Origin of the sequence: Neorhizobium puerariae, from assembly GCF_042429745.1 — a bacterium.
Taxonomy (GTDB): domain Bacteria; phylum Pseudomonadota; class Alphaproteobacteria; order Rhizobiales; family Rhizobiaceae; genus Neorhizobium; species Neorhizobium puerariae.
Window position 1 is genome coordinate 1 of sequence record NZ_JBHMAA010000024.1, and the last position, 26395, is coordinate 26395.

The window sequence follows — 26395 nt, forward strand, 5'->3', positions numbered from 1 at the left end:
TTGATCCGTTCCCACTGATCGTCTCGAAGTGCATCACAATCCATCGCTGATCTCCAAAATCAACGTTGAATCCGATTTGCTCAACTTTGGGAATCCCAATTCCCTAAATCGTCACCACGATCTAGCGGAAATGATGGTTTACCGCGAGATCCGGCAACAGCCCGTCCCGATCGACTTCCAGCCATGCATTCATAAACACGGCGGACGGCCGGATACCCCGAAACCACCATGAAAAACCTCATGCGCCGGCTTTTCCACAATATCCCTGTCGCGTTTCGGACCACATTCCCACAATGACACGAAAACCATGCAGGAACATTGTCGGTCTATCAACCATGTCCGTTGATTGATCGTGAACCATGCGGTGAGGGATGCATGATCCCTCCCATGACAAAGCGATTCCGAAATTATCTGATGGCTTTTGCGATCTCTCTCGCGCTGTGGGCGATCATCATCGCGATCGTCGTCGTCGTGTTCTGAGCCGCCGGCCTTACTTCAGGGTTTCACGGTTGCCGCGACGGTCGACGATCTCAAGCTCCTTGCCGTTGAAGAGGACGTCGACGCAATCGACCTGCGTACGGGGCTTGCGCACGCAAATCCGGCCATCGGAAATCTTGTATCCGGTCGACTTGCCCTTCCTGTACTGGTAGCCGTCCTTCCCGTCCGTCAGTTCGCCGGCCCCTTTGAGATTCTGCCGGATCTCGGCCTCGGAAGCAGGCCGGATCTTCACGGCATCCTCGGCAGAAGACGCCGTTGCAACAGCCGCAGCAAAAAGAAAAGCCAAAACAGCACGCATCAAGTAACTCCACAGGTCAGAACCCAAGGCTAAGCAGTCATCCCGGCACCGTCAACTGCCGGCCGGACAGGGTATAGCCGGGAAGACATTCACATTGAAGTCTTTCAGGCAAGGCATGCAGAAATATGGTACGAGCCGCATCGCCTGCCTCTCATCCGCGCAGGCCGCACGGCGGATATCCACGAGGCGGCTCCAAACCGGCATCGCCGGTCCGCAATCATGCGATTTCAATTGCGTGATGTGCATGGGGTTTGATTATTTGTTAATGCTGCACTGGACAGAATGCACGTCCATACGACTCCTCCGACGGACATCACCAAGCATGCGAAAACTAACGGACTGGCTTTCCAGACTCCGACCGGCCAGGACGCCCCCACCCAGCCGCCGCAGGATCGATTTCGGTTCGTCCCCGCCCAGCTATCCGATCTATGTCATCGGCGACGTTCACGGCTGCATCAACGAACTGAAGGACGCCGAGGCGCGGATCGCCGCGGACATCGAGGCGACGGGACGCATCGGTCTCGTCCTCCTGCTTGGCGACTATGTCGACCGAGGCCCTGGCTCGCGCCAGGTCCTCGAACATCTCATCAGGCCCAGCGAGCTTGGTCTGAAGAGGATTCCGCTTTGCGGCAATCACGACGACATCTTCTCCAAGTTCCTCAAGGAACCGGACCTTTATTCCGAATGGCTGGGGCTGGGAGGCGAGCAGACCCTCATCTCCTATGGCATCGACCTGCACCATCTGGGCGCCCGCCAGAAAAGCCGCGGCGCGCGGCTGGTGGAACTGCTTTCCGAAGCCGTGCCGGCGTCGCACGCGCAATTCCTCGCCGAGCTGCCGGTCTGCCTGAAGGTGGGCGACCTTTTCTTCGTTCATGCAGGGATCAGGCCGGGCATACCGCTCGAGGACCAGAAGGACGAGGATCTGCTCTGGATTCGCGAGCCGTTTCTTGCAAAAGGGCCGCAGCTTCCCCTTCTCGTCGTCCACGGCCACACGCCCAAGCCCCAACCCGATCGCGGGCCGGGCCGGATCGGCATCGACACCGGCGCATACTACACGGGCTCGCTGGCCGTGCTGAAGATAGACGCCGGGCGCGTGACCATTCTGTGAGGCCATGGCCTCAGGATCTCAGGACCGTTTCCGCCGATACCACCAGTACAGGACCGGCTTGACCAGCGAACCGAAGCGGCCGAGCGCCGCGATGGAAAAGCCGAAATAGAGCCTCGGCGTCCCGCGATCGACCGCGCGCACGATACGCGCGGCAACGGCTTTCGCGGTCCAGGGCCGGGCCTTGCCCATGAGGGCCTGCGCCTCCCGGGGGCGCTTTGCCAGTTCGCGTTCGAACTGCGGGGTGTATGTATCCGGGGGAAAGCAGATCGAGATACCGACGCCCGATCCGGCAGCCTCCATGGCAAGCGCCTCGGCGAACCCTGAAAGCGCCGATTTGGAGGCGCAATAGGCGGTGTAGCCGTAGAGGCCGATCAGCCCGGCACCGGAGGACACGATCATGACGCGGCCGCTCCCGCGCGCCTTCATGCCGGGATAAACGGCCCGGACGGCGTTGGCTACCCCAAGAAGATTGGTGGCGACCTGCTCCGCGAAGACCTCGCCGGAAAGGGTTTCGAACAGTCCAGGTTCGACGACGCCCGCCGATGCGATCAGGACATCGCAGGAGCCGAACTCGGCCTCAGCCGCCGCCATGGCGACGGAAAGGCCGGCATCGGAACCGACATCCACGGCTGCGATGCGGATGGCCGCATCGGAAACATGTCCCATGGCGAGCAGTTCGCGACGCGCCGCCTCCAACCTTGAAAGACCGCGAGCGACAAGCGTCAGCCGCGCGCCGCGCGCCGCATAAAGCCTTGCGACCTCCAGACCGATTCCGCTCGACCCGCCGGTGACGATGACATGCATATGATCCCGCTCGCCTGGGGTTTGAGCCGAATTCAGGATTTTCCGGCCGCCTGCAGCAAGGGCGCGAGCTGCATGATCTGGTCCATGTCGAGCGACGCTAGGCCGAAATTGCGGTCCTGTAAATCTTTGAGCTTGCGGGCCGTGACCTCCACCGAATGGCGGATCTGCTCCTCGGTATGATCGCACGTGATGAAGAAGCGCAGCCTCGCCATGCCTTCCGGCACCGCGGGATGGATGATCGGCAGGACGTTGATCCCTTCCTGCAGCAGATCGTTGGAAAGCTGCACGGCGCGCAGCGAATCCCCCACGATGACCGGCACGACCGAAAAACCGACGCTCAGCCCCGTATCAAGGCCGGCCGCCCGGGCGCATTCGAGGAAAAGCGCGCCGTTGCGATGCAGCCTTTCGGTCCTCTCCGGCTCGCTGCTGAGGATATCGAGGCCCGAACGTGCCGCGGCCGCCAGAACGGGCGCGAGACCGACACTGTAGACGAAGCCGCCGGCCTCGGCCTTGAGGATATCGACAAGAGCCTGCGAACCGGCGATGTAACCACCGCAGCTCGATGTCGTCTTGGAAAGCGTTCCCATCCAGATGTCGACGTCACGCGCATCGAGGCCGAAATGCTCGAACGTTCCGCGCCCCCTCGCCCCCAGCACGCCGAGCGCATGGGCCTCGTCCACCATCAGCCAGAAACCGTAGCGGGACCGCAGCTCCAGAAGCGCCGGCAGATCGGCGATATCGCCGTCCATGGAATAGACGCCTTCGACGATGACCATGATCCGCCGGAAATCGGCAGACAACGTCCGCAGCACGGATTCCAGGTTCTCGATGTCGTTGTGCCGGAACAGCCGCCTTGTCGCCCCGGACTGCTTGATGCCCGCAAGCGCGCTGTTGTGGATGAATTCGTCATGGACGACGAGATCCTGCGGTCCCACGAGACAGCTTATCGCCGCGACGTTGGTCAGATACCCGCTCACAAAGCAGACGGCGGCATCGACACCGTAAACCGAGGCTAATTCCCCTTCGAGTTCCGTATGGACCGGTCGCTCGCCCGCGACAAGACGGCTTGCCGAAGCCGATATGCCGAACCGGTCGATCGCCGCCTTCGCCCTTTCCTTCGTGCGCGGATCGGTATTGGTGGCGAGATAGTCATAAGAGGCGAAGTTGATGAATTCCCGCCCGCCCATGGTCGTGGTCGCCCCGGCCGCCCGGTCATGCGAACGGTAGAACGGATTGGCGACGCCGGTCAGGTCCCCGGCCATGCGCTGAAGCTGAACGCGCTGATATTCCGGCAGTTCGTCGAAGCGCAGGACCGGACGCGCCGGTGGCTGAGGCTGCCGGTTCAAACGTGCGGCCCGATTGCGCCCTGACGATTCGCTTGCCTGACGCATCTTGTCCAGCAGGCCGCGCTTTCCCTCAGCGCCGAGCCCTGAGGAAACTTCATCGTCCGGACCTTTTTTCATCACTGCGTCGCCGCTTTCTGCTCTCGGGAGACCGAATGGCTCTTCACGAGCCTGTCCACCACCTCGCTCTGGGCCGGGGCCGCGTCCTCGGTCTCGTCATTGTGCTTCGACACGCGCTCACGCAGGCGCGTGACGACATCGCTGACGGTCGTATCGTCGCCGACGCCGCTCAATGGAATATCGAATCCGGTCTTCTGCTGGAAGCCCATACCGAGCTCCATCGCCATCAGACTGTCGAGGCCGATCTCCTTCAGGACCTTGTCCGGGGTTACGGTATCCTCGCTGACGCGCAGGATCGCGGCGATCTCGGCGGCCACCAGCTTGTGGAGGATCTGCTGCGCCTCCTCCGACGACTTGCCGTGGATCATCTCCTCCAGGTCGATCGTGTCGCCATCGGCCACCGCATTGCCGCTGCCGGCCTGCCGGACGATCGTCTCGAAGATCGCGCCCCTGGCGATCGGCAGCATGCGCACGGCGCTCCAATCGACTTCCGCGATCATCACAGCCGCCGCATCGACACTGCCGGTGTCGGCGACGATGTAGCGCTCGACCTGTTCCAGCGCTTCGCGCGCCTTCATCGCGGTCTTGCCGATGCGCTTGGCGAGCATCTCGTTGACTTCGGCATTGCGCGAAAGGAAGCCGGTGTCGGCGATCGCGCCGAAGCCGACGGCCAGCGCGGGCAGGCCGGAGGCCCGGCGCGCCCGGGCAAGCCCTTCGAGATAGCCGTTGGCGATGACGTAGTTCGCCTGCCCCGGATTGCCGATCATCGTCGTGGCGGACGAGAAGAGCAGGAAGAGTTCGAGATCGTCCTTCCCGGTCAGGCGGTGCAGAACCTCCGCTCCCCTCACCTTCACATCCACGACCGGCCTGTTGCGCTCCGGCGTCAGGTTCGACAGCAGGGCATCATCGAGCACCATGGCCGCATGGATCACGCCCTTCACGGGACCTTCCGCCCGGAGGAGGTCCAGCAGCGCGGCAGTCGCCGCCTCATCGGTGATATCGCAGGCATGCACGCTCGCGCGGATGCCTTTCTTCTGCCATGCGGCAATCGCGGTCGAGGTATCGTCATCCGCAACCCCGCGGCGCGAGCAGAGCGCGATGCGACGCGCGCCTCTGGCCACCAGCCATTCCGCCGCAACGAGGCCGAAGCCGCCGATGCCGCCCGCAACCAAGAAGGCGCCTTCTTCCGAGAACCGCAACGGCTTGCCGGGGGCGACCAGGACCTTGTCCCTGCCGGAAACCGGAGGCCGGACCACGATCTTGCCGATGTGACCCGCATTCTGCATCAGTCGGAACGCGCTGCCGATCTCGTCGTGACCGAATGCGCGATAGGGAAGCGGCGTCAGCCTGCCCTCGGAGAACAGGCGTCCGATCTCGGTAAATATCTTCCTGGTGACAGCCGGCAGGCTAACGAGAAGCTGGTCCGCGTCGATGCCGAAATAGCTGACATTGCGGCGGAAAGGCCTCAGCCCGATCTTGCGGTCGGAGTAGTAGTCGCGCTTGCCGAGCTCCAGGAAGCGGCCGAACGGCTTCACCAGTTCGATGCTGCGCTCCATGGCTTCCGAGAAAAGCGAGTTCAATACGAGGTCGACGCCCTCGCCATTGGTGACGCCACGCACGCGGGCGACGAAATCGAGCGAGCGGGAATCGAAGATGTGATCGGCCCCCAGCGCTTCCAGGAAGCGGCGCTTTTCGACCGTTCCGGCCGTGGCGATGACTGTCGCACCCTTCAGCTTGGCGATCTGCAAGGCCGCAAGGCCAACACCACCCGCCGCGCCGTGGATCAGGATCGTCTCGCCCTTCTCGATATGACCGAGATGAACCATGGCGTAATAAGCCGTCAGGAAGGCAACCGGCACGGTCGCTGCGGCAGAGAAACCCATCTTGTCCGGAAACTTCGTGACGCCGTCGCCGCGAACGCGGACATGAGTCGAGAAAGCGGCAGGCGCGATCCCCATGACCCGGTCGCCCGGGGCGAGATCCTTCACCGCCGATCCGGCCTCCACCACGCGCCCCGCCAGCTCCATGCCGATCGTGGCGCCGGCAAAGCCATCCTCCAGGGCTTCTTCGGGCAGCAGGCCCATGGCCCACATGACGTCGCGGAAATTGAGACCGGTCGCCTCGACTGCGATAACGACTTCATCCTTGTCTGGCACCGGAAGATCGCATGCTTCCCATGCGATGCTGTCGACGCGGCCGCTGACGAACTGACGGATCGTCGCCGCGCTATAATCGGAACGCACGACATCGCCGGACGGGAACGGGCCGGATGCGGCGCGGACTTCCCGAACGGCGCCGTCGACGACCATCCATTCCCGGTTGGCGGCAGGCCTGGAGAATATCTGCGCAAGCACGGACGACGTGGCGACGTCGCCGGTTTCCGCATCCAGCAGGTGGATATCGAAGCCGTCATATTCGTTCTGCAGAACGCGAGCGAACGTCCAGAGCCCGGCATTGGCCTCATCCGTCCGCCCGCCGGCCAGGGGAGATCCACCCGGCGCGACAATCGCGAGCTTCGGCTTCACGCCGGACGTTCCGACACCCCTCAGATGCGCCGACAGCGTTTCCGCCACGAGACCCAGCCGGCGCAAGCGATCCTGCGAGAGCACGGAGGCGTCACGCTCTCCCCTGCGTTCCGCAACATAGACCATATGAAGCGGCTGCCCTTCGATGCAGGCAAAGGCTTCGGCAAGCGCGCTCTCGCCCGCTTCGATATCGACGGTCTCCACCTCGGCACCACCGACGGCAGCGGCACGGCCAGCCGTTTCGGCAAACACCAGGATCGTCCCGGCGGGCTCGCCCGTCGCATTTTCCTGCGGGAACGCCCGCGATGCCGCGGTCGCGAGGATCAGGGCGCCTTCCGGGTAGCTGCGCTCTTCCGCATGCGGCTTTTCGAAACCGAGGGCGGCGATGAGATCCTCGACCTGGCGCGGCGTGCCGAGCTGGCTGATCGGGAATTCCGCCGACTGGCTGTTCTCGAACCAGCCTTCCGACTGGCCGAACACGAAGTCGTTGAAGGCGGAGGGTGCACGATCGACGAAAAGCAAGAGCGCGCCACTGGCCGCCGCCGAGCGGATCGCGGTCCGAATTTCCTCATTGGCCGACAAAAGCTTCTGGCTCTGCGTGCCTGCGACGATCACCAGATCGGCAGCCGGCAGCCCATTCAGCTTTTCCATCTCGGGAAGGACGACATGGACATCGTGTTCGAAGGCGATTTCGAACATGCGGCGCAGGCTTTCACGCGGTTCGGCGACAATCAGCGCCGCTCCGTTCTCCGCCGTGATCGCAGACAGGCGGCGACTCAGCGCCACCGACGTCGTCCCGGCCTTCAGGACACGGCGAATTTGGCCATTGCGGGCGGCAAAGGCCGCCTCGACGGCCTCGGCCACGGCAGCAAGGCGCCTTCCGGCGAGAGCCGAATGGACGAGCACATGGTCGAGTGTCGCCTCGCTGGCCGTATCGGCCCTCGCGGCCTTCTCGTCACCGCCGCGAAGCGACGCGATCGAAAGGCGTTCGAGCGCATCCCGATAGGCATTGTTGACGAGCACCGCCTCGGCGACGCGGCCGGCATCTTCGCGATAGACCTCCTGCAGGATCTCGCTCACCGGCGGCAGGGTGAATTCCTGCGGAATATGCCATTCGCTATCGTCCGTGATCGCGATGCCCGCATCCTCCAGGATGAACAGGCAATTGATCAGAAAGGTGCGGAATTCCGCATCATCCGGCAGGCGGCGGGCGGTGACGATGCCTCTGTTGTCCGCGAGGATCGCCGCGATTTCATGACAGGCCCGGTAGATCGCGGCGTCGAGGAGCAACGTGGCGTTGTCGGATGCCTTGGCGCGGCCTTCGCCGAACACGGTTGCGAACTGGAGCTGCGCCGCTTCCCTCGGGGCAAACAGCGCCGCCGGCACGGTCTCGTAGTGGAACGAGACGGAGGCCAGCGTGTGATGGCGCCTCAAGGAGGTTCGGCGGAAACGGCAATCGTCGAAGACCGCGACCGAATTCCCGTCCGCATCGAACAACTGGAAGCGGACCTTGATCGAATATCCGCTGAACCGCTCGATCTCGATCATCGCCCTGGCGATCGGTCCACCCTTGCCGGCCACGCGGATCGAACCGAACCGCACAGGGATATAAGGCGCGCCCGCCTCGTTGCCGGAAAGCTGATCGAACAACGCAACAAGGCCGTGGAAGGCCGCATCGACCGAGAACGGGTTCAGATTGTATTCGACAAAGGGATGTTCCGGCGCTTCCGGAGGCTTCAGGTTCACCTCGACCACGTTGCGGAATGCCGTCGCCGTCGAGAGAAGCTGGAACCGGGGACCATATTGAAGGCCGAAGCGTTCGGCCGTCTCATAGGCCTCATCGGACGTCACGACCGTGCCCTGCTCGCCTTCCGGCCTTAGGATGGTCGGGCTGTCTTCGCCGTCGATCGGGCGCCGGCTGCGGGCTATCGCGTGTACCGTCCAGTCGTCGTGGCTCAACCGTTCGCGCGACCGTATCTCGATATGGCCGGTTTCCGGCGACAGCAGGGTCGACAGTTCAACCATGCGGTCCTGGCGCAGTTCCAGCGGCCGGACGATCTCCAGATTGGAAACCTCGACTTCTTCCGTGCCGTAATAGCGCTGTGCGGCATTCACCGCGATCTCGATGAAACCGCTGCCCGGAAGAATGGCGCGCGAATCCACCACATGCTCGGCAATATCCGGGAAAAGCCGCGCGTCGATATGGTTCTTCCAATGCGCCGCGTTCGGATCGCTCCGCCAGCCCAGCAAGGTATAGGGCTTTCTGCCGTTGCGACCGAAGACGTCGATCTCGTCGGTGGTCGGCGGGTTCCTCAATTCGATCGGCTCGAACGGCAGGCGCGGCAGGTCGACATACGCGTTGCGCTTGCCGCTGTGGCGCGACATGAGCGGCGAAGCGCCATAGGCGACCGCACGGGCAAAGGATTGCGCGACAGGGTCCCTGCCCGGCACCGGCGCTTCGCGCTGCAGGGTGGCGGTGACGACAGCCTGGGCCGAGTGCTGCTTGGCGATCTCGCTGACATAGTTCGACAAGATCGGTCGCGGCGATATCTCGATGAAGAGATTGCAGCCCATGTCCAGCGCGGCTTGCGCGGCCGCCTTGAACAGGACCGGCTCCCGGACATTGTGCCACCAATATTCGGCATCCAGGCCGCGACCGTCCTGAACGACGCCGGTTACGGTCGAGATATACGTGCAGGTGCCGGTTTCCGGCTCGATCTGCGGCAGATCGGAGAGGAAAGCATCCCTGGCGCTGTCGATGATCGGGTGATGGAACGGATAGTTGATGTCGAGGACGTGGGCCACGATCTGCGCCTTGCGCGCAGCATCGCGAAACGCCTGTATCTCTTCCGAGGGACCGGAAATCGTCACCGAATTCGGCGCGTTGACAGCCGCGATGCAGATATCGTCAAGGCCGTGCGACCTTGCGAAGGCAAGCGCAGCTTCCTCGTACATGACGACGGCGGCCATCTTGCCGTGACCGGCGAAAAGATCCTGATACCGGGAACGCTTGGCGACGATTGCGACGGCCTCCGCGGCCGTCAGGGCCTTTGCCGCATAGGCTGCGGCGATTTCCCCGACCGAATGGCCGAAAACCGCATCCGGCCGGACCCCGAGTGCGACGAGGCAATCCGACAGCGAAGCCTGGACGGCAAACAGCAAGGGCTGGCCGATCTTGGTGTCGCCAAGCCGGAGGGCGAGATCCGGAGAAACGAGCAGGTCCGTAAGCTTCTCGCCGAGATGATATTCGAAAAGCGCGCTGAAGGACTGGAAACACTGCCGGAAATGCCGGTTTTCCTGATAGGCCTCGACACCCATGCCGGCCCATTGAGCACCGTTTCCGGAAAAGACGAAGGCGATCTTGGCGCTCTGGGCAGGCGCCTCGCCGCGCTCGCCCTGCGAAGCCTCCCCTGCGAGATGCGCCTCGATCGCCTGCAGCACGCCGTCGCTGTCCTTGGCTTCGACGGCAAAGCGATGGCGCAGGACTTCCCTGTTGGCCGCGGCGGCGCCGATGATGCGGCGCGCCTTGTCCGGCCTGGCGGCGGAAAGACAGCTCCTGTAGTCTTCGAGAAGCTTCGAGAGCGCGGAAACCGTGTGGGCGCTCGCGACGAACAGCGCCCCTTCCCCTTTCGCGGGGTCGGGCGGCGACAGCCGTTCCGGATCGCCGATGACCACATGCGCGTTGGTTCCGCCGAAACCGAAGGAGTTGACGCCTGCAAAGCGCGCCTCCTTGGCGGGCAGCAATTTCACCGCGGACGTGTTGACGCGGACGTTCAGTCCGTCGAAATCGATGTCCTCGTTGACCTTTTCGATATGGAGCGAGGCCGGCAGGAAGTTGTCTTCGAGCGCGATCATCGCCTTCAGCAGGCCGAACAGGCCGGATGCCGGTTCGGTATGACCGATATTGGTCTTGATCGACCCGACCGGCACCGGCGCACGACGTTTCTTGCCGATCACCGTGCCGATCGCCCAGACCTCGGCGGGATCACCGACGCGGGTGCCTGTCCCGTGGCCTTCGATAAAGGCCAGGCGGTTCACGTCGATCGCACTGTCCTGGTAGATCGACTGCAGGAGCGCGGCCTGAGCTTCGCGCGACGGCAGGCTGATGAAATTCGTGCGGCCGGAGGAATTGACCGCGACGGCATGCAGCCGCGCGTAGCTGCGATCCAGCTCCCGCCGGACCTTGTCCGAGCGACGCAGAACGATCACGACCCCGCCCTCGGACCGTACGTAACCGTGGCCATTGGTATCATAGGCCCGGCAGAGACCTTCCGGCGAAAGCATGCGCGCCTGGGCAAAACCGACAAAGGACAACGGGTGGACGAGCAGATTGACACCGCCGACGATCGCCGTGTCGATCTCCCCCTTTTCGAGCGCGGCGGCGGCCTGGTCGAGGGCCACCAGCGAGGAAGAACAGGCCGTGTCGATCGTCATGCTCGGCCCCTTGAGACCGAACACATGGGAAATGCGGTTGGAAACGATCGACAGCGTATTGCCCGTCATGAAATACGGGCTGCCGGCTGCCGGGTCTTCGGAAATCAGGTTCCCAGCCTCCAGACTGGACGCGCCGATATAGACACCGACCCGCTCGTCCGCGAGCTTGCCCCACGGCAGATTGGCATCTTCCAGCGCCTGCCATACGAGATTGAGGAGCACGCGCTGCTGCGGGTCCATCTGCATGGCTTCGCGCTGCGACAGGCCGAAGACCGCAGGATCGAAGGCATAGATATCGTCGAGAACCCCGGCGGCGAAGGTATAGGTTTTTCCGGGCACGCCCTGGGACGGATGCCAGAAGCGAGCGCTCTCCCAGCGATCGTCCGGTATCCGAGTGATTGTACAGCGCCCCTCGCTCAGAACCTTCTGTAACTCCTGTACAGAATTTGCGCCCGGGGCAACGCAGGCCCTGCCGATAATTTCGATCGTCATGGTCACTCGGTGTTCATTACGCCTGCCGCGGCAAGGCAATCATGCCATCTCGCCTGATGACTCTAACAACATACTTATCGAGGGTTGTCACCAAAAACCTGCTTGCATTCGGACCTTTTAATAAAACCGTAAAGCTGCGATCCGGCAACGCCCAGATAACAAAAAACCACGCGACATGCCGATAGCTCCAAAAGCTTATGCAACTGGGGCAAAAATCCGAAAAAAGTTCTTCGCACCCAGGCTAATTGCCAATCCGCTCGACACTATAGGCGACGCCCGCCCCTTGCGAGGCGATCCCGAGCGGAGTGCCTATCAACGTCAGGAACTTCCCAAGATCGACGGCCTTGTGGCGGGACGCATAGATCACGTCGCGATTCTTGACTGGAAACGTCTGCCCAACGAGCAGGCTATCCGGATGGGTCATATCGAAACTGTAGACGATCGGATAGCGACCTACCCTGTCCGGCTTCATTCCCTTGCCCAACAACTCGTTGAAGCGCTGCGTGCCGAGCAGGCTCATCACGACATCCGGCTCCTCGTACCGGAACAGGAAATACCCCTTGGCGTCGATCGCCGCGTCGTTCCCGCCGCCGCCGAGCGCCACGGCCTCGAGCAGGTTGAGATCACTGGCCCCGAAGTTGACGCGGGCATTCCCCTTGACCGCACCGAGCAGGGTAAAGGTTCGCGGATCGCGCGCGACGAAAATCTGGTCTCCCGGCTGGACGTAGATATTCTCGTTCGGGTGGTCGATGACGGAGGACAGAAGCGCCGTGCCCGTCTTCCGGCCGCGAACCAGCGTGATATAGGTCTCGTACGGCTGGCCCGTCGGACCGCCGGCATTGGCGATCACATCCGTGATCTTGTCGCCGACAAGGCCCAGCGGCACCTGGGAGGAGTTCCCGACCGCCCCGGAAACGGTCACTTTTCGCGATGCCGTATTGACGCTAGTGACGATGACGTCAGGCTCGACCGCCCTGCTCTTGAGAGCAGTCAGGATAGCTTGGCGGGCCTCCTCCAGCGTCTTGCCCACGAAGCGGACGGTGCCGACATAGGGAATGGCTGCCGTGCCGTCCTGCTGCACGACGACGTCGAGATTGGTCTGCTTCGAATCGCTTGTGGAAAACAGGCCGTCGGCGCCTGCCTCGAAGATGCTGATCTTCAGCTGGTCGCCCACGCCGATGACCGCGCGGCCGGCGCCTCCGCCGATCCCGAATCGGCGATTGAGGGCGGTGACGACATAATCGGACACGAGCTTCGCCGTCCGGTTGTCCACCTTGACGATGTCGAATACTGCCGCATCGATCCGGCCGATCTGGACGGGGGATTGACCTGCATCCGCCTTGATATCCGCCGTCAGCGGTCCTTCACCGGGCACAGCTTGGCAGCCGGCCAGAACCGCACAGATCATGATCGCAGTCACTCGAACCAAATTCGATACTCCAAGTCGGGACCATGCGCCCGGGCGGCAACATGGATCTTGCGTGAATCCAGCCGCATTTGAAAAGCACACCGGGCTTCCAACAACAAGCCGGATCGCATGGGGCCGCTGAAAATAAAATTCCTGTGCGCTTTTAAGGCCATAGTCCACAGCAGCCTAATATCTGCGGGGGAACCTAAACAAGTTGAGTTAAATGCTTTCTAACCAACGTGGTTAACGGGCCTCGACCGGAACCGGCAATCCGCAAGCCTCCCGGCCGCAAGATTCTCCTGCGTTTTCCACAGGATCGCCCCGCTCCATCCGGTCCTGACACGGGCACCATTCCCCTTCCGGCTTCGGGGCATCGCCCCGCCCGGGCGAACCGGTCCGGAGTGGTTCCCGGCCGTCCAAGAATGTGTTATGCGCGAGACAGACCGCCGGATATTCCTCGATCGGAAATGGAGACCATGCCGGAAGAGGACAAGGCAGACATCCTGACACCAGCCGACCGGCGCCGAAGGCAGCGCGCCGCAATCCTGGTCTTCAGCCTGTTTCTCACGGGCGTGCTCACATTGCTCGCGACGACGGTGCTCGCCGTCAACAATGGCCGGAACTACAAACGTCTCGTCCGGCAGTTGGGACTGGAAAGCTATCTCCTCCCCTCGCCCCCGCCGCCGGACCTGCGTGTCGGCCGGCTGAGGCAATTGCCGCCATCGGACCGTTTCCCGCCCCGGCTCCTCGCAGCCGGCCTGGAAAGGGTTGCGCTCCTCGACAAAACCGCCCCGTTCTCCGCGGAGGAAAGCTGCAATCTCCTGAAAAGCGAGAAGGGCACGGAACCAACATTCACCACTGGCGCCAACGACTGGGAATGCCTCTTTTTCGAAGAGTACGGGTCAGCGGCAGAACGCGCCTCGCTCTTCGTGCATGTGAGAGGCGTCCTGCCGGATGCGATGCGCACGTTCCGGATGAAGCTTAGCCTCACCGATCCTCCGGTGGAGCCCGAAGTGGTCGGCGCGGCGGTTGCCGCTCTGGGGCGCTTCGGCCTGCCGATGACACCGGAAACCACGGCCTATCTCATCGAAAGGCTCTCCGCGCGCGACGAGTTCACATCGGTCGTGGAAAACTACCGGATGAGTTTCAGCCAGGAGATCATGGACAGGCGGCGATACAACCTCCTGATATTGCCCCGTCCGCAGACGATGGCATGCGGCGAACCTGTCTCACCGCCGCCGGACAAGGGCGCTCGTTCGACATATCGCATGCCGGTCGGCTGCCTGAGTCTTGGCCCAACCCCGTCGGGACCTGCTAGCCTCTTTCCAGAAGGATGAGATCAAGCCGGTCGCCGATCTCGCGACGCGCTGCATCGATCAGGCTCGTCTGGTGGGTGAAGAGGATCGTCTGGAATGTTTCGCCGGCCCTGGCCAGAGCCCGGATGCCGGCCGCGGTGCGCTCATCGTCGAAGGTCTGGAAAATGTCGTCGAGGATCAGCGGCGCCGGTTCGTTGCGGCTGCAATAATCCTCCAGGAAGGCAAGCCTGAGCGCCAGATAGAGCTGGTCGCCCGTGCCTTCGCTCAGCCCGTCGAGTTTCACCTGTTCGCCGGTATTGCGCTCCACCGCAAGCTGAAGCTCGTCCCGGTCGTCGTAAAGCTGGACGAGGCGCGAGAACCGACCGCCGGTAAGATCGGAAAAGACCTGCCCCGCCCGTTTCATCACAGGGTCGGCCTGGCGCTCGCGATAAGCCTCCATCGAATTGGCCAGAAGGCTCGACGCAAGCTTGAGCACCACCCAGCGCCGCGCGAGTTCCTTCGCCTCGGCTTCGGCCGCAAGCTTCTGAAACACCGCGCGCTCCGCGCCTGTGCCGGTTTCGAGTTCCCGGCGACGGCGAAGATTGTCCGCCTCGGCGGTGCGCAGTTCCGAGAGCCGGTCGATCTGGCGGCTGTCCTCGGCTTCCAGCCTTTCGATCTCCAGGCCGGTGCCTACCCGGTCGAAATCGGCAATCGCCGCACGAACCTCTCCTTCATCCGCACCATCGGCCTGTTCGGCAAACCGCGCACGGCACTGCCGGAGATCCGCCTCGGTCCGGCGGCGCTGATGCAGGTCCTCGAGTATGGCGTCGAGGTCTGCAACCGGCCTTGCAGCCGATCCGGCAAGCTCCATCAGTTCCGACCGAAGCTTCTCCGCTTCGGCTGCATGCCGCGCCAAGGCGAGTTCGCCGCGCTCAAGCGTGGCGGACAGGCTCGCCCGCTGGTTTTCGGCAGTCCTTGCGGCAACGGCCCGTTCGTTCAGCAATCCGGCGGCAACATCGGCGGAAACCGAGGCGAGGTCCGGCGCAACCCCGGCGCAGAGTGCCCGGACCTCCTCTTCAAACTGTTCCATGTCCCGCGCCATGCCACGCACGCGGCGGTCGCGGTTTTCCCGTTCGGAAAGCAGGTCGGGCACGATACGCCAGGCATCCAGCGCCGCAAGCGCCATGTCGACCGTCGCGTCTTCGGAAAGGCCCGCCAGAACGGCTGCGTGGGAGAAAGCGGCGCGCCAGCGCTCCACATCCCGCCGCAACCCGGTCTCGTGTTCCTCCAGTCGCTCCAGCGCCTCCTCCGCCGCATGGCGCTTGCCCTCCAGGGAGCGGCTTTCTGTCCAGCGCTCGGCAATCTCGCCGATCCGGCGATCGAGCGCCCGGGCGAGAGCAAGCGGCGGCAGAGCCGCAGAAGCAAGGCCGATGGCATCGGCAAGCGCCAGAAGCGCGGGCTTCAGGCTCTCCTCGCTCAGCCGCAGCGCTTCCACCTCGTCCCGGGCCTCGTTCAAGGCTTCGGCCAGATGAGACAGCCCATCCACGGCGCGGCGCCATTCGATCATCCGCTCCGGCGCCGCCGGCGAAACGGGCGCTGCATGGAAGAGGTCCTCGAATTCGGTAACGGCATCGGAAGTCGCGATCACGGCCTCTTTCGCCGCCACGTCCGCGGATGCGATGTTCTGTTCCAGCTCCCGTTGCCGGAGCGCCAGTTGCCCATGACGCGAAACCCGCTCCGCATCGGCAAGTGCCATATCCGCAAGTCGGTCGGCTTCGCCGATCGCCTCTCCCAGCTCTCCCAGATCGCCGGCAGAGGGTTTCGCGCCCAATGCAGCGAGAAGATCGTCACGCCGGGTGCGGGCGGCGGTGATATCCCCGCGCGAAACGATCCGTCCCCTCTCCTCCAGCACGGCGAGTTCTCCGACGACGGTCCCGGCCTCGTCCCGAAGCGTCGCGAGCCTCCGTTGCGCCTGCACGTTTTCCGCCCTGGCCTCCTCGATCAGCCGGCGATGATTGGAAAGCGTCGCGAGGTCGGGCAAGGGAGCGGCCAGAAGCTTTTCGACATCGCGGACGGGCGGGTCGAGACGGGCCGCAGCGGCTCCGAAACTGGCTTCGGCCCGGGCTGCCCTGACCTGCAGGTTCTCCAGTTCCGCGAGCCTGTTGATATCCGGCCTCAAAGCCGCAAGCTGCTCGGCCCAGGGCTTCGGATCGACAAGACGGCCATCCGCGCCGCCGGCCTCCAGCCGCCGCAGCGTATCCCGCTCTTCCTCGAGGCGCTGGCGAACCTGCTTCAAACCCCGGTCGATTTCGCTTCCCTCTTCCACCAGTTTCCGCAGGCGAACGAGATCGGCATCGGCCGGCTGCGCCTTCTGGAGATCCTTCAGCCCGGGAAAACCAAGCCGGCGCGCCGCCTGTGAAAGACGCTGGTCGAAATCATCGACCTCTCCGCGCACGCGAGCGATGTCTTCGCGCGCCTTCAGGTAAGCGCCCTTTTCCGCATGCACCGAGAGGATATTGGGAGCCGCCGCGATCAGCGCCTCATCCACATGCACGGCCGCGATCTCGCCTTTAAGCCGCGCCACCTCCTCTGCCGCGGCATGATGCGCCCCGGCATTCCCGTGGGCCGCCTCCAGTGCCTGCGCAAGACGCTCCTCGAAACCGGACGGCAGCGCCGCAAGCGCTGCATATTGCGTCAGGGCCTGCTGCTCCCTGTCGATCTCGCGCAGCAGCGGCTCCAGCGCGAGAAGCCTGCGCAGCCGATCGAGCGAACGCTTGGTCTCCTGCCGTTCGGCCTGCACGGACGCAAGAGCCGCTTCGATCTCCGCCTGCTCGGCGAGGAGCTTCTTCCAGTCACCGGATTTCAGCTCGCTGTCCCGTTCGGCCTTGCGGGCCTCGTCATGGGCGTCGAGGACCTGATAGAAGAGCCGGTCCTTCGAGCGGCGCTGCGCATAGATGCCGTCGGCCTCCGCCTCCAATTGCCTGCGCAAGCCGGAAAGCCCGGTGAGGCCGGACGCGGCGGAAAACAACAGGCTGCCGATCTCGCCGCCGCTTTTGAGCATCGTCTCGCCGCCGGCCCGCAGGGACAGGGAATCGAGACCGAAGGCGCGTTCGAAAACCTCACGGCCGAGCGTGCCGAGGAATGGCGACAGCGCATCCTCGGGCAGAGCCTCCTCGCCCTCGTTTGCGGCCAGCAGCGTGTTCTTGCGACCGCGCCGCCGACGGAAGGCGAGCGTCTGGCCATCGCGCGCCGCGACCTCCGCCCCGACCCGCAGCGACGTCGGATCGTGCAGGAAGCTCATTTCCGCCGAGGCAGGAAAACCGAACAGCAGGTCGGAAATCGCCGAAAGCGCCGAAGACTTGCCTGCCTCGTTCGGGCCGTAGATCACATGCAGCCTGGCGTCCGGCCTGAAGGCCAGCGTCCGGTCGGTCAAGGCGCCGTAACGGAGAATGTCGAGGCGGTTGAAACGCATCAGGTCCTCGTCGCCCGGGAGAGAAGAAGATCACGCGCCTCGGCCAGCAGGGCTTCGGCATCGTCGCCGAGCGCCAGATCACCCGCGCCGATTCCTCCCGGCAGGCGCGCGGCGATCTCGGCAATCCTGGCATCGGCATCGGCAAGCAATTCCGGCGGAAACGCATCCATGGGAATCAGTCCCTCCAGGCCGAGCGCATCCGCCGCGGCTCCACCGCCCGCCGTTTCCGGCTCCACCCGCACTTCCAGCTTTTCAAGCCAGATATCCTCGTGACAGCGATGGCAGGCGGCCTGCACCTCGTCTCGAAAATCCTCGGCGCGCGCCGTGAACTCGCGGCTGAAACGGCTCTTGCCGTGGAGCCGGATGCGCAGGGCCAGCGGCCGGCCCTCCATGCCTGCCGTAACCGTCTCCAGCGCGCCTTCCACCCGTCGGAGAACGGCCGGGATATCGTCCTCCGGCTCCACGGCAACAGCCAGTTCGGCGAAACGGGCACTGTCGGCGATGATGCGCTCATGCGTCACGCGGCCATCCTCGACGCTCACCAGCACCGCCCCCTTCGCCCCCTGCTCGCGGATCGAGCGGCCCTGCAGGTTGCCCGGAAACACCACCAGCGGGTCCTCGGCGACGATCTCGAAATCATGCACATGGCCGAGCGCCCAGTAATCATAGCCGCGCGACCTGAGGTCCTCGACCGAGCACGGCGCGTAGGGCGCATGCGGCTCGCGGCCGGTCAGCGACGTGTGCAGCACGCCGATATTGAACCAGCCGGCCTCCGGCTTCGGATAGCCGAGAGCGAGATTTTCCGTTGCGGAGCGCTCGGCGAAACCCTGCCCGTGCAGTGCCACCTTCAGGTGATCCAGCCGGAAGGTGCCGGGCTTGCCGACCGGAAACTCGCTGACATTCTTCGGCAGCGTGATGGTCTTCGTGATGACGCTTTCGGCGTCGTGATTGCCCTTCAGCAGGAAGACGGGAATGCCGGCGCGCTCCAGCCGCGCCACTTCCCGATTGAAGAACAGCCCGATCTTGTTGTCCTTCCAGTCGCCGTCATAGACGTCGCCGGCGACGATGAAGAAATCCACCTTGCGTTCGACCGCCTGGTCGACCAGCGCCGAGAAAGCCTTGCGGCTCGCTTCGATGAAGAGGTCCGCCATCGCCGCATCCTTCATCGCCAGCCCCTGGAAAGGACTGCCGAGATGCAGATCGGCGGCGTGAACGAAACGGAAGGAGGTCATGGAATCGCTTGTTCTGATTGCCGATGTGGAGCAGGTGTTTTAGGCAATTGCCAGGCATGAAGGAAGCTCGATGCGCACGGCCTGTGGATAGCCCGTCGTCCGGGAGGCATGAGGAGGCCTATGTCAGGCTCTCCAAAGCAAAAAGCAAAAAAGGCCGGGCTAAGCCCGGCCTCTTCGTTTCGGCTGCGATGAGCCTCAGTTGGTGCCCTTGATATCCACCGCGAAGAACAGGGTCTCGCCGGAGGAGTCGTCGACGCCGTCGTTGTCGGTGACGGCGAAGGCCTTGCCCGACTTGTCGAAGGTGAAGCCTTCCAGCTTGTCGACGACATAGCCGTTGGTGGCCGACTTCAGGTCCGGAATGAAATCGTGGACCTCTTCCTTCTTCACGACCGGCAGTTCGCCGCCGATCTTGGCGGGCTTCAGGTCGGCGACCGCGACGCGATAGAGCTTCTTCAGCCTGGCCTTGTCGCCGATCTGGTTGTCACGCTCGATCAGGTAGACATAGTCGCCACGGGCGGTGATTTCCGACAGGCCGACCCAGCCGGCTTCAGCCTTCTCGATCGGATAACGGACCGCGCCCCATTCCTTGCCCTTCGGCTTGTAGGAGACGAGCTTCACCGTGCCCTTCGGATCGTCCTTCCATTCGCGCTGGACGGCCATCCAGAGCGTCAGGTCGTCACCGGAGCCGACAGTCGTCACGCCCTCGAAGCCGAAGCGGGTTTCGCCCGAGAGCAGGTCCGCCGGCAGGCCGATCTCGGCCTTGATCTCGCCCTTGGCGTTGACGTTGTAGAGGCCATGGCCGACGAGCTTGGCGGAATCGCCTTCGGAAGCGAGCCAGAAACCACCCTTGCCATCGAGCGCGATGCCCTCGATATCGAGTTTCTGAGCCGGCTGGCCGTTGCGGGTCACGCGGACGACGTTGACAATCTCGGCCGGCTTCTTTGTCGTGTCGATGGTGAAGATCGACGGCTGCATGCCGTAGACGGAGTCGCTGACGGCGTAGACAATGCCGTCCTTCTCGGCATCGCCGACGAGGCCGGACAGCGCGCCCCAGCCGACGACCTTGCCGTCGACATCCTTGGAGACCAGCGTCGGATAGGCTGCCGGGCCGTCACCAAGCGCATAGATCATCACATGCGAACGGGCGAGGCCGTCCTCGCCGAGATCGGCTTCGTTGGCGGTCGCCAACAGGTTGCGGCCCGGAATGGCGACAGCGCCTTCCGGAGATATGCCCGACGGGAGGATCTGCACGAGCTGCGGCTCGGCGCCGGTGTCCTTGTAAACCGCGGCGACGGAGGCGCGCTCGGAAAGCACGAAGAAGTATTTCTGGCCGTTGAACGTCGCCGCTTCCAGGCCCTCCGGCTCGATGCCCTTCGACTTGGCGCGATGTTCGGGGAAATGGCCGATACGGGCGACTTCGCGTTCGAGGGAGGCGCCGGACTCGTAGACGACCTTGCCGGTGCGGTCGAAAACGGTGAAGCCGCGCGAACCGCCCTTCCAGTCGCCTTCATTGGCGACGACGAGACGGTTGTTGTCGAGCCACTTGACCGAGTCGGGCTCGCGAAGCACGCCTTCGGCCTTGCCGGTGAAGGAAAGCTGGCCGTCGGTCTTGTTGTCGATTCCCTCCAGATCGGCCTTGCCGGCGGAGAAATGCGCCACGACCTTGGCCGTCTTGCTGTCGATGATGGCGATATGATTGTTTTCCTGCAGCGTGACGGCGATCTCGCCGGCATCGTTGATGGATACGAATTCCGGCTCCGGATCTTCCGGCGCGATTTCCGCAAGGCCGGTCAATGCGACATGCTTGATCGAGGCGCAATCGGCGACGCCGTCCTTCAGCGACAGGATGACGAGGTCGCCGGCCGGCATCTGCGGGATGGCGCCGTCATTGACCTCTTCGTCGCGCTCGTTCTCGATGGCGATCGCGGCAAAGGTCCTGTCCTTGGAAACGGCGACCGAGTCGGGCTGACCGCCGAGATCGCAGGTGAGATCGACCTTCTTCGAGGCGATGTCGACAACGGCGAGCATGCCCGAGGGCTTGGCCTTGCTCTCGCTCGTGTTGACGGCGGCGAGGACCTTCTTGCCGGCAGCGGCGACCGAAGTCGGCTCACCCTTGAAGGTCAGCGCACCGAGAGCCTTGGGCGCCTTGGGGTCGGTGATGTCGATGAAGCCGATCGCCCCGAGCGGGCTGTCGGAATAGATGAGCGTATTGCCGTCTTCGCTGGCCGTGACGATCTCGGCCGACGTGGTCGTCTTCTTGTCCTTGTCCGCGGGAAGATTGCTTGCAACCGGGAAGGATGCGATGCGGTTGAAAACCTGCTCTGCACTGGCCGGTACGGCAACCGATGCCAGAAGCGCCGCAGTCATGGCGGCGCGAAGTGAAAACGTCATGGGAAAGCCCCTCCTGTCCTTGAAACGAACAGATGGCTTGTGGGCCACGTCCATGACAGGCAGATGACAATTTTCCGTTGAATGCGGCGGCATTCACCATGCGGATCGCACCCACCGCCGGATGCAAAAAAAGGCCCGGGAAACCCAGGCCTTTCCGTTATTGAGACTGCTACAGGTTACGACGGGCGATGCCTCAGCCGTTGACTGCGTCCTTCAGGCCCTTGCCGGCCGAGAACTTCGGCACGTTGCGTGCCGGAATGTCGACTTCGGCGCCGGTCGACGGGTTGCGGCCCTTGGATGCTTCACGACGGGAAACGGAGAAGCTGCCGAAGCCGGCGAGACGAACGTCGCCGCCCTTCTTCAGCTCAGCCTGTACGCTCTCAAAAACGGCATCAACAGCAGATGCGGCATCAGCCTTGGAGAGACCGGCTTTTTCGGCCACTGCAGATACCAATTCGTTCTTGTTCATGTTTCCACCCCTTTCAGCGGTTTTGGAACGACTCATGTATTTCGGCGCAGACAATAGTTTGGCGTCACGCCTTGGCAACCCAAAAGCTCCGCAATCGCCTGAAAAACAAGGGGTATACGGCGGTTTTCACAAAAAAAGCCGGCTTTTGGCCGGCTTTTTCGGTGGATATTCAATTTGACATGGCCGGACCAGCGGCCCGTCAAGCCGTCAATCAGTGTGCGACGGCGGCTCCGACGTCGTCCACACCTTCGACGGTGGCGATCACCGGCGTCTCTACCGTGCCGTCCCATTCGATCGGTTCCGGCTGGCGGACAAGCGCATGCCTGATGACTTCACCCATGCGCGAGACCGGAACGATCTCCATGTTGTTCTTCACGTTGTCCGGAATCTCCGCCAGGTCCTTGGCGTTTTCTTCCGGGATCAGAACCTTCTTGATGCCGCCGCGCAGGGCCGCCAGCAGCTTCTCCTTCAGACCGCCGATCGGCAGCACGCGGCCACGCAGCGTGATCTCGCCGGTCATCGCGATATCCTTGGAGACCGGAATGCCGGTCATGACCGAGACGATCGCGGTCGCCATGGCGACACCGGCCGACGGACCGTCCTTCGGGGTCGCCCCTTCGGGAACGTGGACGTGGATGTCCGACTTGTCGAAGCGCGGAGGCTCGATGCCGAAATCGACCGCGCGCGAACGGACATAGGACGCCGCCGCGGAGATGGATTCCTTCATCACTTCCTTCAGGTTGCCGGTTACCGTCATGCGGCCCTTGCCGGGCATCATGACGCCTTCGATCGTCAGAAGCTCGCCGCCGACTTCCGTCCAGGCGAGACCGGTGACGACACCGACCTGATCCTCACGCTCGGCTTCGCCGTGGCGGAAGCGCGGAACGCCGAGATAGTCGTGGACATTGGCGGCGGTGACCTCGACTGACTTCGTCTTGCCCTTGATGATCTCGGTGACCGCCTTGCGGGCGAGCTTCATCAGTTCGCGCTCGAAGTTACGGACGCCTGCCTCGCGGGTGTACTGCTGGATGATCGCCATCAGGGCGTCATCACCGACGGAGAACTCGTTCGGCTGCAGCGCATGTTCCTTGATCGCCTTCGGCAGAAGGTGACGCTTGGCGATCTCGCGCTTTTCGTCTTCCGTATAGCCGGCGATGCGGATGATCTCCATGCGGTCCATCAGCGGCGCGGGAATGTTCAGCGTGTTCGCCGTGGTGATGAACATCACGTCCGAAAGGTCGTATTCGACTTCCAGATAGTGGTCCATGAACGTCGAGTTCTGCGCCGGGTCCAGTACTTCCAGCAGGGCCGAGGACGGATCGCCACGGAAATCCATGCCCATCTTGTCGATCTCGTCGAGCAGGAAGAGCGGGTTGGACTTCTTCGCCTTCTTCATCGACTGGATGACCTTGCCGGGCATCGAGCCGATATAGGTGCGGCGGTGACCGCGGATTTCGGCTTCGTCACGAACGCCGCCGAGCGCCATGCGGACATATTCACGACCGGTCGCCTTGGCGATCGACTGGGCGAGCGAGGTCTTGCCGACACCCGGAGGACCGACGAGGCACAGGATCGGGCCCTTGATCTTCGTGGCGCGGGCCTGGACCGCGAGATACTCGATGATCCGCTCCTTGACCTTGTCGAGGCCGAAGTGATCCTGTTCGAGGATCTTCTCGGCATTGTTGAGATCGGCCTTGATCTTCGACTTCTTGCCCCACGGAATGCCGAGCAGCCAGTCGAGATAGTTGCGCACGACGGTCGCTTCCGCCGACATCGGGCTCATCTGGCGCAGCTTCTTCAGCTCGGCGTCCGCCTTTTCGCGGGCCTCCTTGGAGAGCTTCGTCTTGGAGATGCGGTCCTCCAGCTCGGCCATCTCGTCGCGGCCTTCCTCGCCGTCGCCGAGCTCCTTCTGGATCGCCTTCATCTGCTCGTTGAGGTAATACTCGCGCTGGGTCTTCTCCATCTGGCGCTTGACGCGCGAGCGTATTCGCTTCTCGACCTGCAGAACCGAGATTTCGCCTTCCATGAAGCCGAGTGCCTTTTCGAGCCGCAGCTTGACGCTGACGGTCTCCAGCATTTCCTGCTTCTCGGTGATCTTGATCGACAGGTGCGAGGCGACCGTATCGGCCAGCTTCGAGTAGTCCTCGATCTGGCTTGCGGCTCCCACGACTTCCGGCGAGATCTTCTTGTTCAGCTTCACGTAGTTCTCGAATTCGGAAACCACCGAGCGGGACAGGGCTTCGACCTCGACCGCGTCCTCCTCGGGTTCGCCGAGAACATTCGCCTTGGCTTCGTAGAATTCCTCGCGGTCCGTATAGCTGTCGATCTTGGCACGCGCACGGCCTTCGACCAGCACCTTCACGGTGCCGTCGGGAAGCTTCAGGAGCTGCAGCACGTTCGCAACCGTGCCAACCTTGTAGATTGCCGAGGGTGCGGGATCATCGTCGCCGGCGTTGATCTGGGTGACGAGCATGATCTGCTTGTCGGAACCCATGACTTCTTCGAGCGCACGAATGGATTTCTCCCGTCCGACGAACAGAGGCACGATCATATGCGGAAAGACCACAATGTCGCGCAGCGGCAGCACCGGGTAGGTTTCGCCGCCAGATGCCGCAGACGTTGAATTCGTCATTTCATTTCCTTTCCATCGTCCCGTTTCCGGGATACGTCGCCCAGGTCGACCTAGTGGCAAATCACCCAGGCACTTCACTCTCGCCCAAGGTGGCGTTTCTGAAAATTGATTTCAAGCCTTGCAAGGCCGCCGCCGAGCATGATTGTGACAGCGGTGTTACAACGCACGCATTCCAAACGCTCAACACAGGACGCCAAGGATACCGGACGTGCTACCGGCAGCATAGACTGCAATCACGAGCAGGCAAAGCGGCCGGAACGATAATGATCTTCCTGCGTCGGTTCTAATGCAAGACGCGCCGGGTGCAACTCTTCGCGATGCAAAAATGGTGGAATAATCCAAAAAGGCAATAAGCAGGCCGAGACGAAAAAGAGGCCCCGCCGGGGCCTCTCCAATGCGAGATGGGAAACGGTCCGGATCAGGCCGAGACGTTTGCCTTTTCCTCCTGCCGGTCGGCATAGATGTAGAGCGGGCGCGCCGTGCCGCGAACCACGTCCTCGGAAATGACCACTTCGCGCACGCCTTCGAGCGCCGGCAGCTCGAACATCGTGTCGAGCAGGATCTTTTCCATGATCGAGCGCAGGCCGCGGGCACCGGTCTTGCGGACGATCGCCTTCTTGGCGATCTCGCGCAGGGCGTCCTCGTGGAAGGTCAGTTCCACGTCCTCCATCTCGAAGAGCCGCTGGTACTGCTTGACCAGAGCGTTCTTCGGCTCGGACAGGATCTGGATCAGCGCATCCTCGTCGAGGTCCTCAAGGGTCGCCAGAACCGGCAGGCGGCCGATGAATTCCGGGATAAGGCCGAACTTGACCAGGTCTTCCGGCTCCAGCTCGCGCAGCACTTCGCCGACGCGGCGCTCGTCCTGGGCGCGGACCGTCGCGGCAAAACCGATCGAGGTCTTTTCGCCACGGGCGGAGATGATCTTGTCGAGGCCTGCGAAAGCGCCGCCGCAGATGAACAGGATGTTCGTCGTGTCGACCTGCAGGAATTCCTGCTGCGGATGCTTGCGGCCGCCCTGCGGGGGCACCGAGGCGACCGTGCCTTCCATGATCTTCAGCAGAGCCTGCTGCACGCCCTCGCCCGACACGTCGCGGGTGATCGACGGGTTGTCGGACTTGCGGGAGATCTTGTCCACTTCGTCGATGTAGACGATGCCGCGCTGGGCTCGCTCGACATTGTAGTCGGCAGCCTGCAGCAGCTTCAGGATGATGTTTTCGACGTCCTCGCCGACGTAGCCGGCCTCCGTCAGCGTCGTGGCGTCCGCCATGGTGAAGGGAACGTCGATGATGCGGGCGAGCGTCTGGGCAAGATAGGTCTTGCCGCAGCCGGTCGGGCCGACCAGCATGATGTTCGACTTCGCAAGCTCCACGTCGCCGCCCTTGGAGGCATGCGCCAAGCGCTTGTAGTGGTTGTGCACCGCCACCGAGAGGATGCGCTTGGCCTGCTTCTGGCCGATGACGTATTCGTCGAGAACCTTGATGATGTCCTGCGGCGTCGGAACGCCGTCACGGGACTTGACCATCGAGGTCTTGTTCTCTTCGCGGATGATGTCCATGCACAGCTCGACGCACTCATCGCAGATGAATACGGTCGGCCCGGCGATCAGCTTCCGGACTTCGTGCTGGCTCTTTCCGCAAAAAGAGCAATACAGAGTATTCTTCGAGTCGCCGCCGTTGCTGCCGCTGACTTTGCTCATATCACTTTCCTTCCAGCACTCCGCGCTCACGCCAACACGGTCGCGGGTCCATTCCACAGCCCGCAGACACGGGCCCTTCGTGCCTGCCTGCCCTCAGGGTACTCTACCGATCCGGGCACTTCATGCAGATCGGTGGCAACGAAACCCTCAAGAAACGCATGCTATGTCATAAAAGTTC

Annotated in this window: 13 protein-coding genes; 2 read left to right on the top strand and 11 right to left on the bottom strand. The window is 63.1% G+C overall.

Translation table 11 applies throughout. From position 1 onward, the window contains the following. Window positions 1-490: 490 nt before the first annotated feature. Window positions 491-796, bottom strand: coding sequence for a hypothetical protein (locus ACFFP0_RS19605; protein WP_377263887.1), 306 nt, complete (start codon window positions 794-796; stop codon window positions 491-493). Window positions 797-1118: 322 nt separating this feature from the next. Here ACFFP0_RS19605 and ACFFP0_RS19610 point away from each other — a divergent pair, with 322 nt between their 5' ends. Continuing rightward, complete coding sequence (locus tag ACFFP0_RS19610) at window positions 1119-1904, top strand: metallophosphoesterase family protein (protein ID WP_377263888.1); 786 nt, start codon at window positions 1119-1121, stop codon at window positions 1902-1904. An 18-nt stretch (window positions 1905-1922) separates the two neighbouring features. Here the strand turns inward: ACFFP0_RS19610 and ACFFP0_RS19615 are convergent, their stop codons facing one another. The 4 genes from ACFFP0_RS19615 to ACFFP0_RS19630 form a co-directional block, all read right to left on the bottom strand. Beyond that, the gene (locus ACFFP0_RS19615; protein ID WP_377263889.1) at window positions 1923-2708 is read right to left on the bottom strand and encodes an SDR family oxidoreductase; all 786 of its coding nucleotides are present in this window, start codon (window positions 2706-2708) and stop codon (window positions 1923-1925) included. Between the two features lie 32 nt (window positions 2709-2740). Beyond that, window positions 2741-4171: an aminotransferase class I/II-fold pyridoxal phosphate-dependent enzyme gene (locus ACFFP0_RS19620; RefSeq protein ID WP_377263890.1), complete on the bottom strand. Its 1431-nt coding sequence runs from the start codon at window positions 4169-4171 to the stop codon at window positions 2741-2743. Beyond that, window positions 4171-11622, bottom strand: a complete 7452-nt coding sequence (locus ACFFP0_RS19625) for a type I polyketide synthase (protein ID WP_377263891.1) — start codon at window positions 11620-11622, stop codon at window positions 4171-4173. Before ACFFP0_RS19625 ends, ACFFP0_RS19620 begins: the two co-directional genes overlap by 1 nt. 241 nt (window positions 11623-11863) lie before the next feature. Continuing rightward, window positions 11864-13030: a polysaccharide biosynthesis/export family protein gene (locus ACFFP0_RS19630; RefSeq protein WP_377264335.1), complete on the bottom strand. Its 1167-nt coding sequence runs from the start codon at window positions 13028-13030 to the stop codon at window positions 11864-11866. 476 nt (window positions 13031-13506) lie between these two features. Between ACFFP0_RS19630 and ACFFP0_RS19635 the strand changes: the two genes are divergently transcribed. Next, entirely contained in the window at window positions 13507-14367 is an 861-nt protein-coding gene (locus ACFFP0_RS19635; protein WP_377263892.1) for a DUF6030 family protein, read from the top strand. Here ACFFP0_RS19635 and ACFFP0_RS19640 read toward each other — a convergent pair. From ACFFP0_RS19640 to clpX, 6 genes are all read right to left on the bottom strand, one after another. Beyond that, the gene (locus ACFFP0_RS19640) at window positions 14345-17797 is read right to left on the bottom strand and encodes an ATP-binding protein (protein ID WP_377263893.1); all 3453 of its coding nucleotides are present in this window, start codon (window positions 17795-17797) and stop codon (window positions 14345-14347) included. The genes ACFFP0_RS19635 and ACFFP0_RS19640 overlap by 23 nt on opposite strands. Then, window positions 17797-19029, bottom strand: coding sequence for a metallophosphoesterase family protein (locus ACFFP0_RS19645; protein WP_377263894.1), 1233 nt, complete (start codon window positions 19027-19029; stop codon window positions 17797-17799). Before ACFFP0_RS19645 ends, ACFFP0_RS19640 begins: the two co-directional genes overlap by 1 nt. Before the next feature lie 195 nt (window positions 19030-19224). Continuing rightward, entirely contained in the window at window positions 19225-21420 is a 2196-nt protein-coding gene (locus tag ACFFP0_RS19650) for an esterase-like activity of phytase family protein (protein ID WP_377263895.1), read from the bottom strand. Window positions 21421-21613: 193 nt separating this feature from the next. Beyond that, window positions 21614-21889 carry a DNA-binding protein HupB gene (gene hupB / locus ACFFP0_RS19655; protein ID WP_377263896.1) on the bottom strand — a complete coding sequence of 92 codons (276 nt, stop codon included), beginning with the start codon at window positions 21887-21889 and terminating at the stop codon, window positions 21614-21616. Window positions 21890-22100: 211 nt separating this feature from the next. Beyond that, window positions 22101-24521: an endopeptidase La gene (gene lon / locus ACFFP0_RS19660; RefSeq protein ID WP_377263897.1), complete on the bottom strand. Its 2421-nt coding sequence runs from the start codon at window positions 24519-24521 to the stop codon at window positions 22101-22103. Window positions 24522-24939: 418 nt separating this feature from the next. Beyond that, window positions 24940-26217, bottom strand: coding sequence for an ATP-dependent Clp protease ATP-binding subunit ClpX (clpX, locus tag ACFFP0_RS19665; protein ID WP_377263898.1), 1278 nt, complete (start codon window positions 26215-26217; stop codon window positions 24940-24942). Between the last annotated feature and the right edge of the window lie 178 nt (window positions 26218-26395).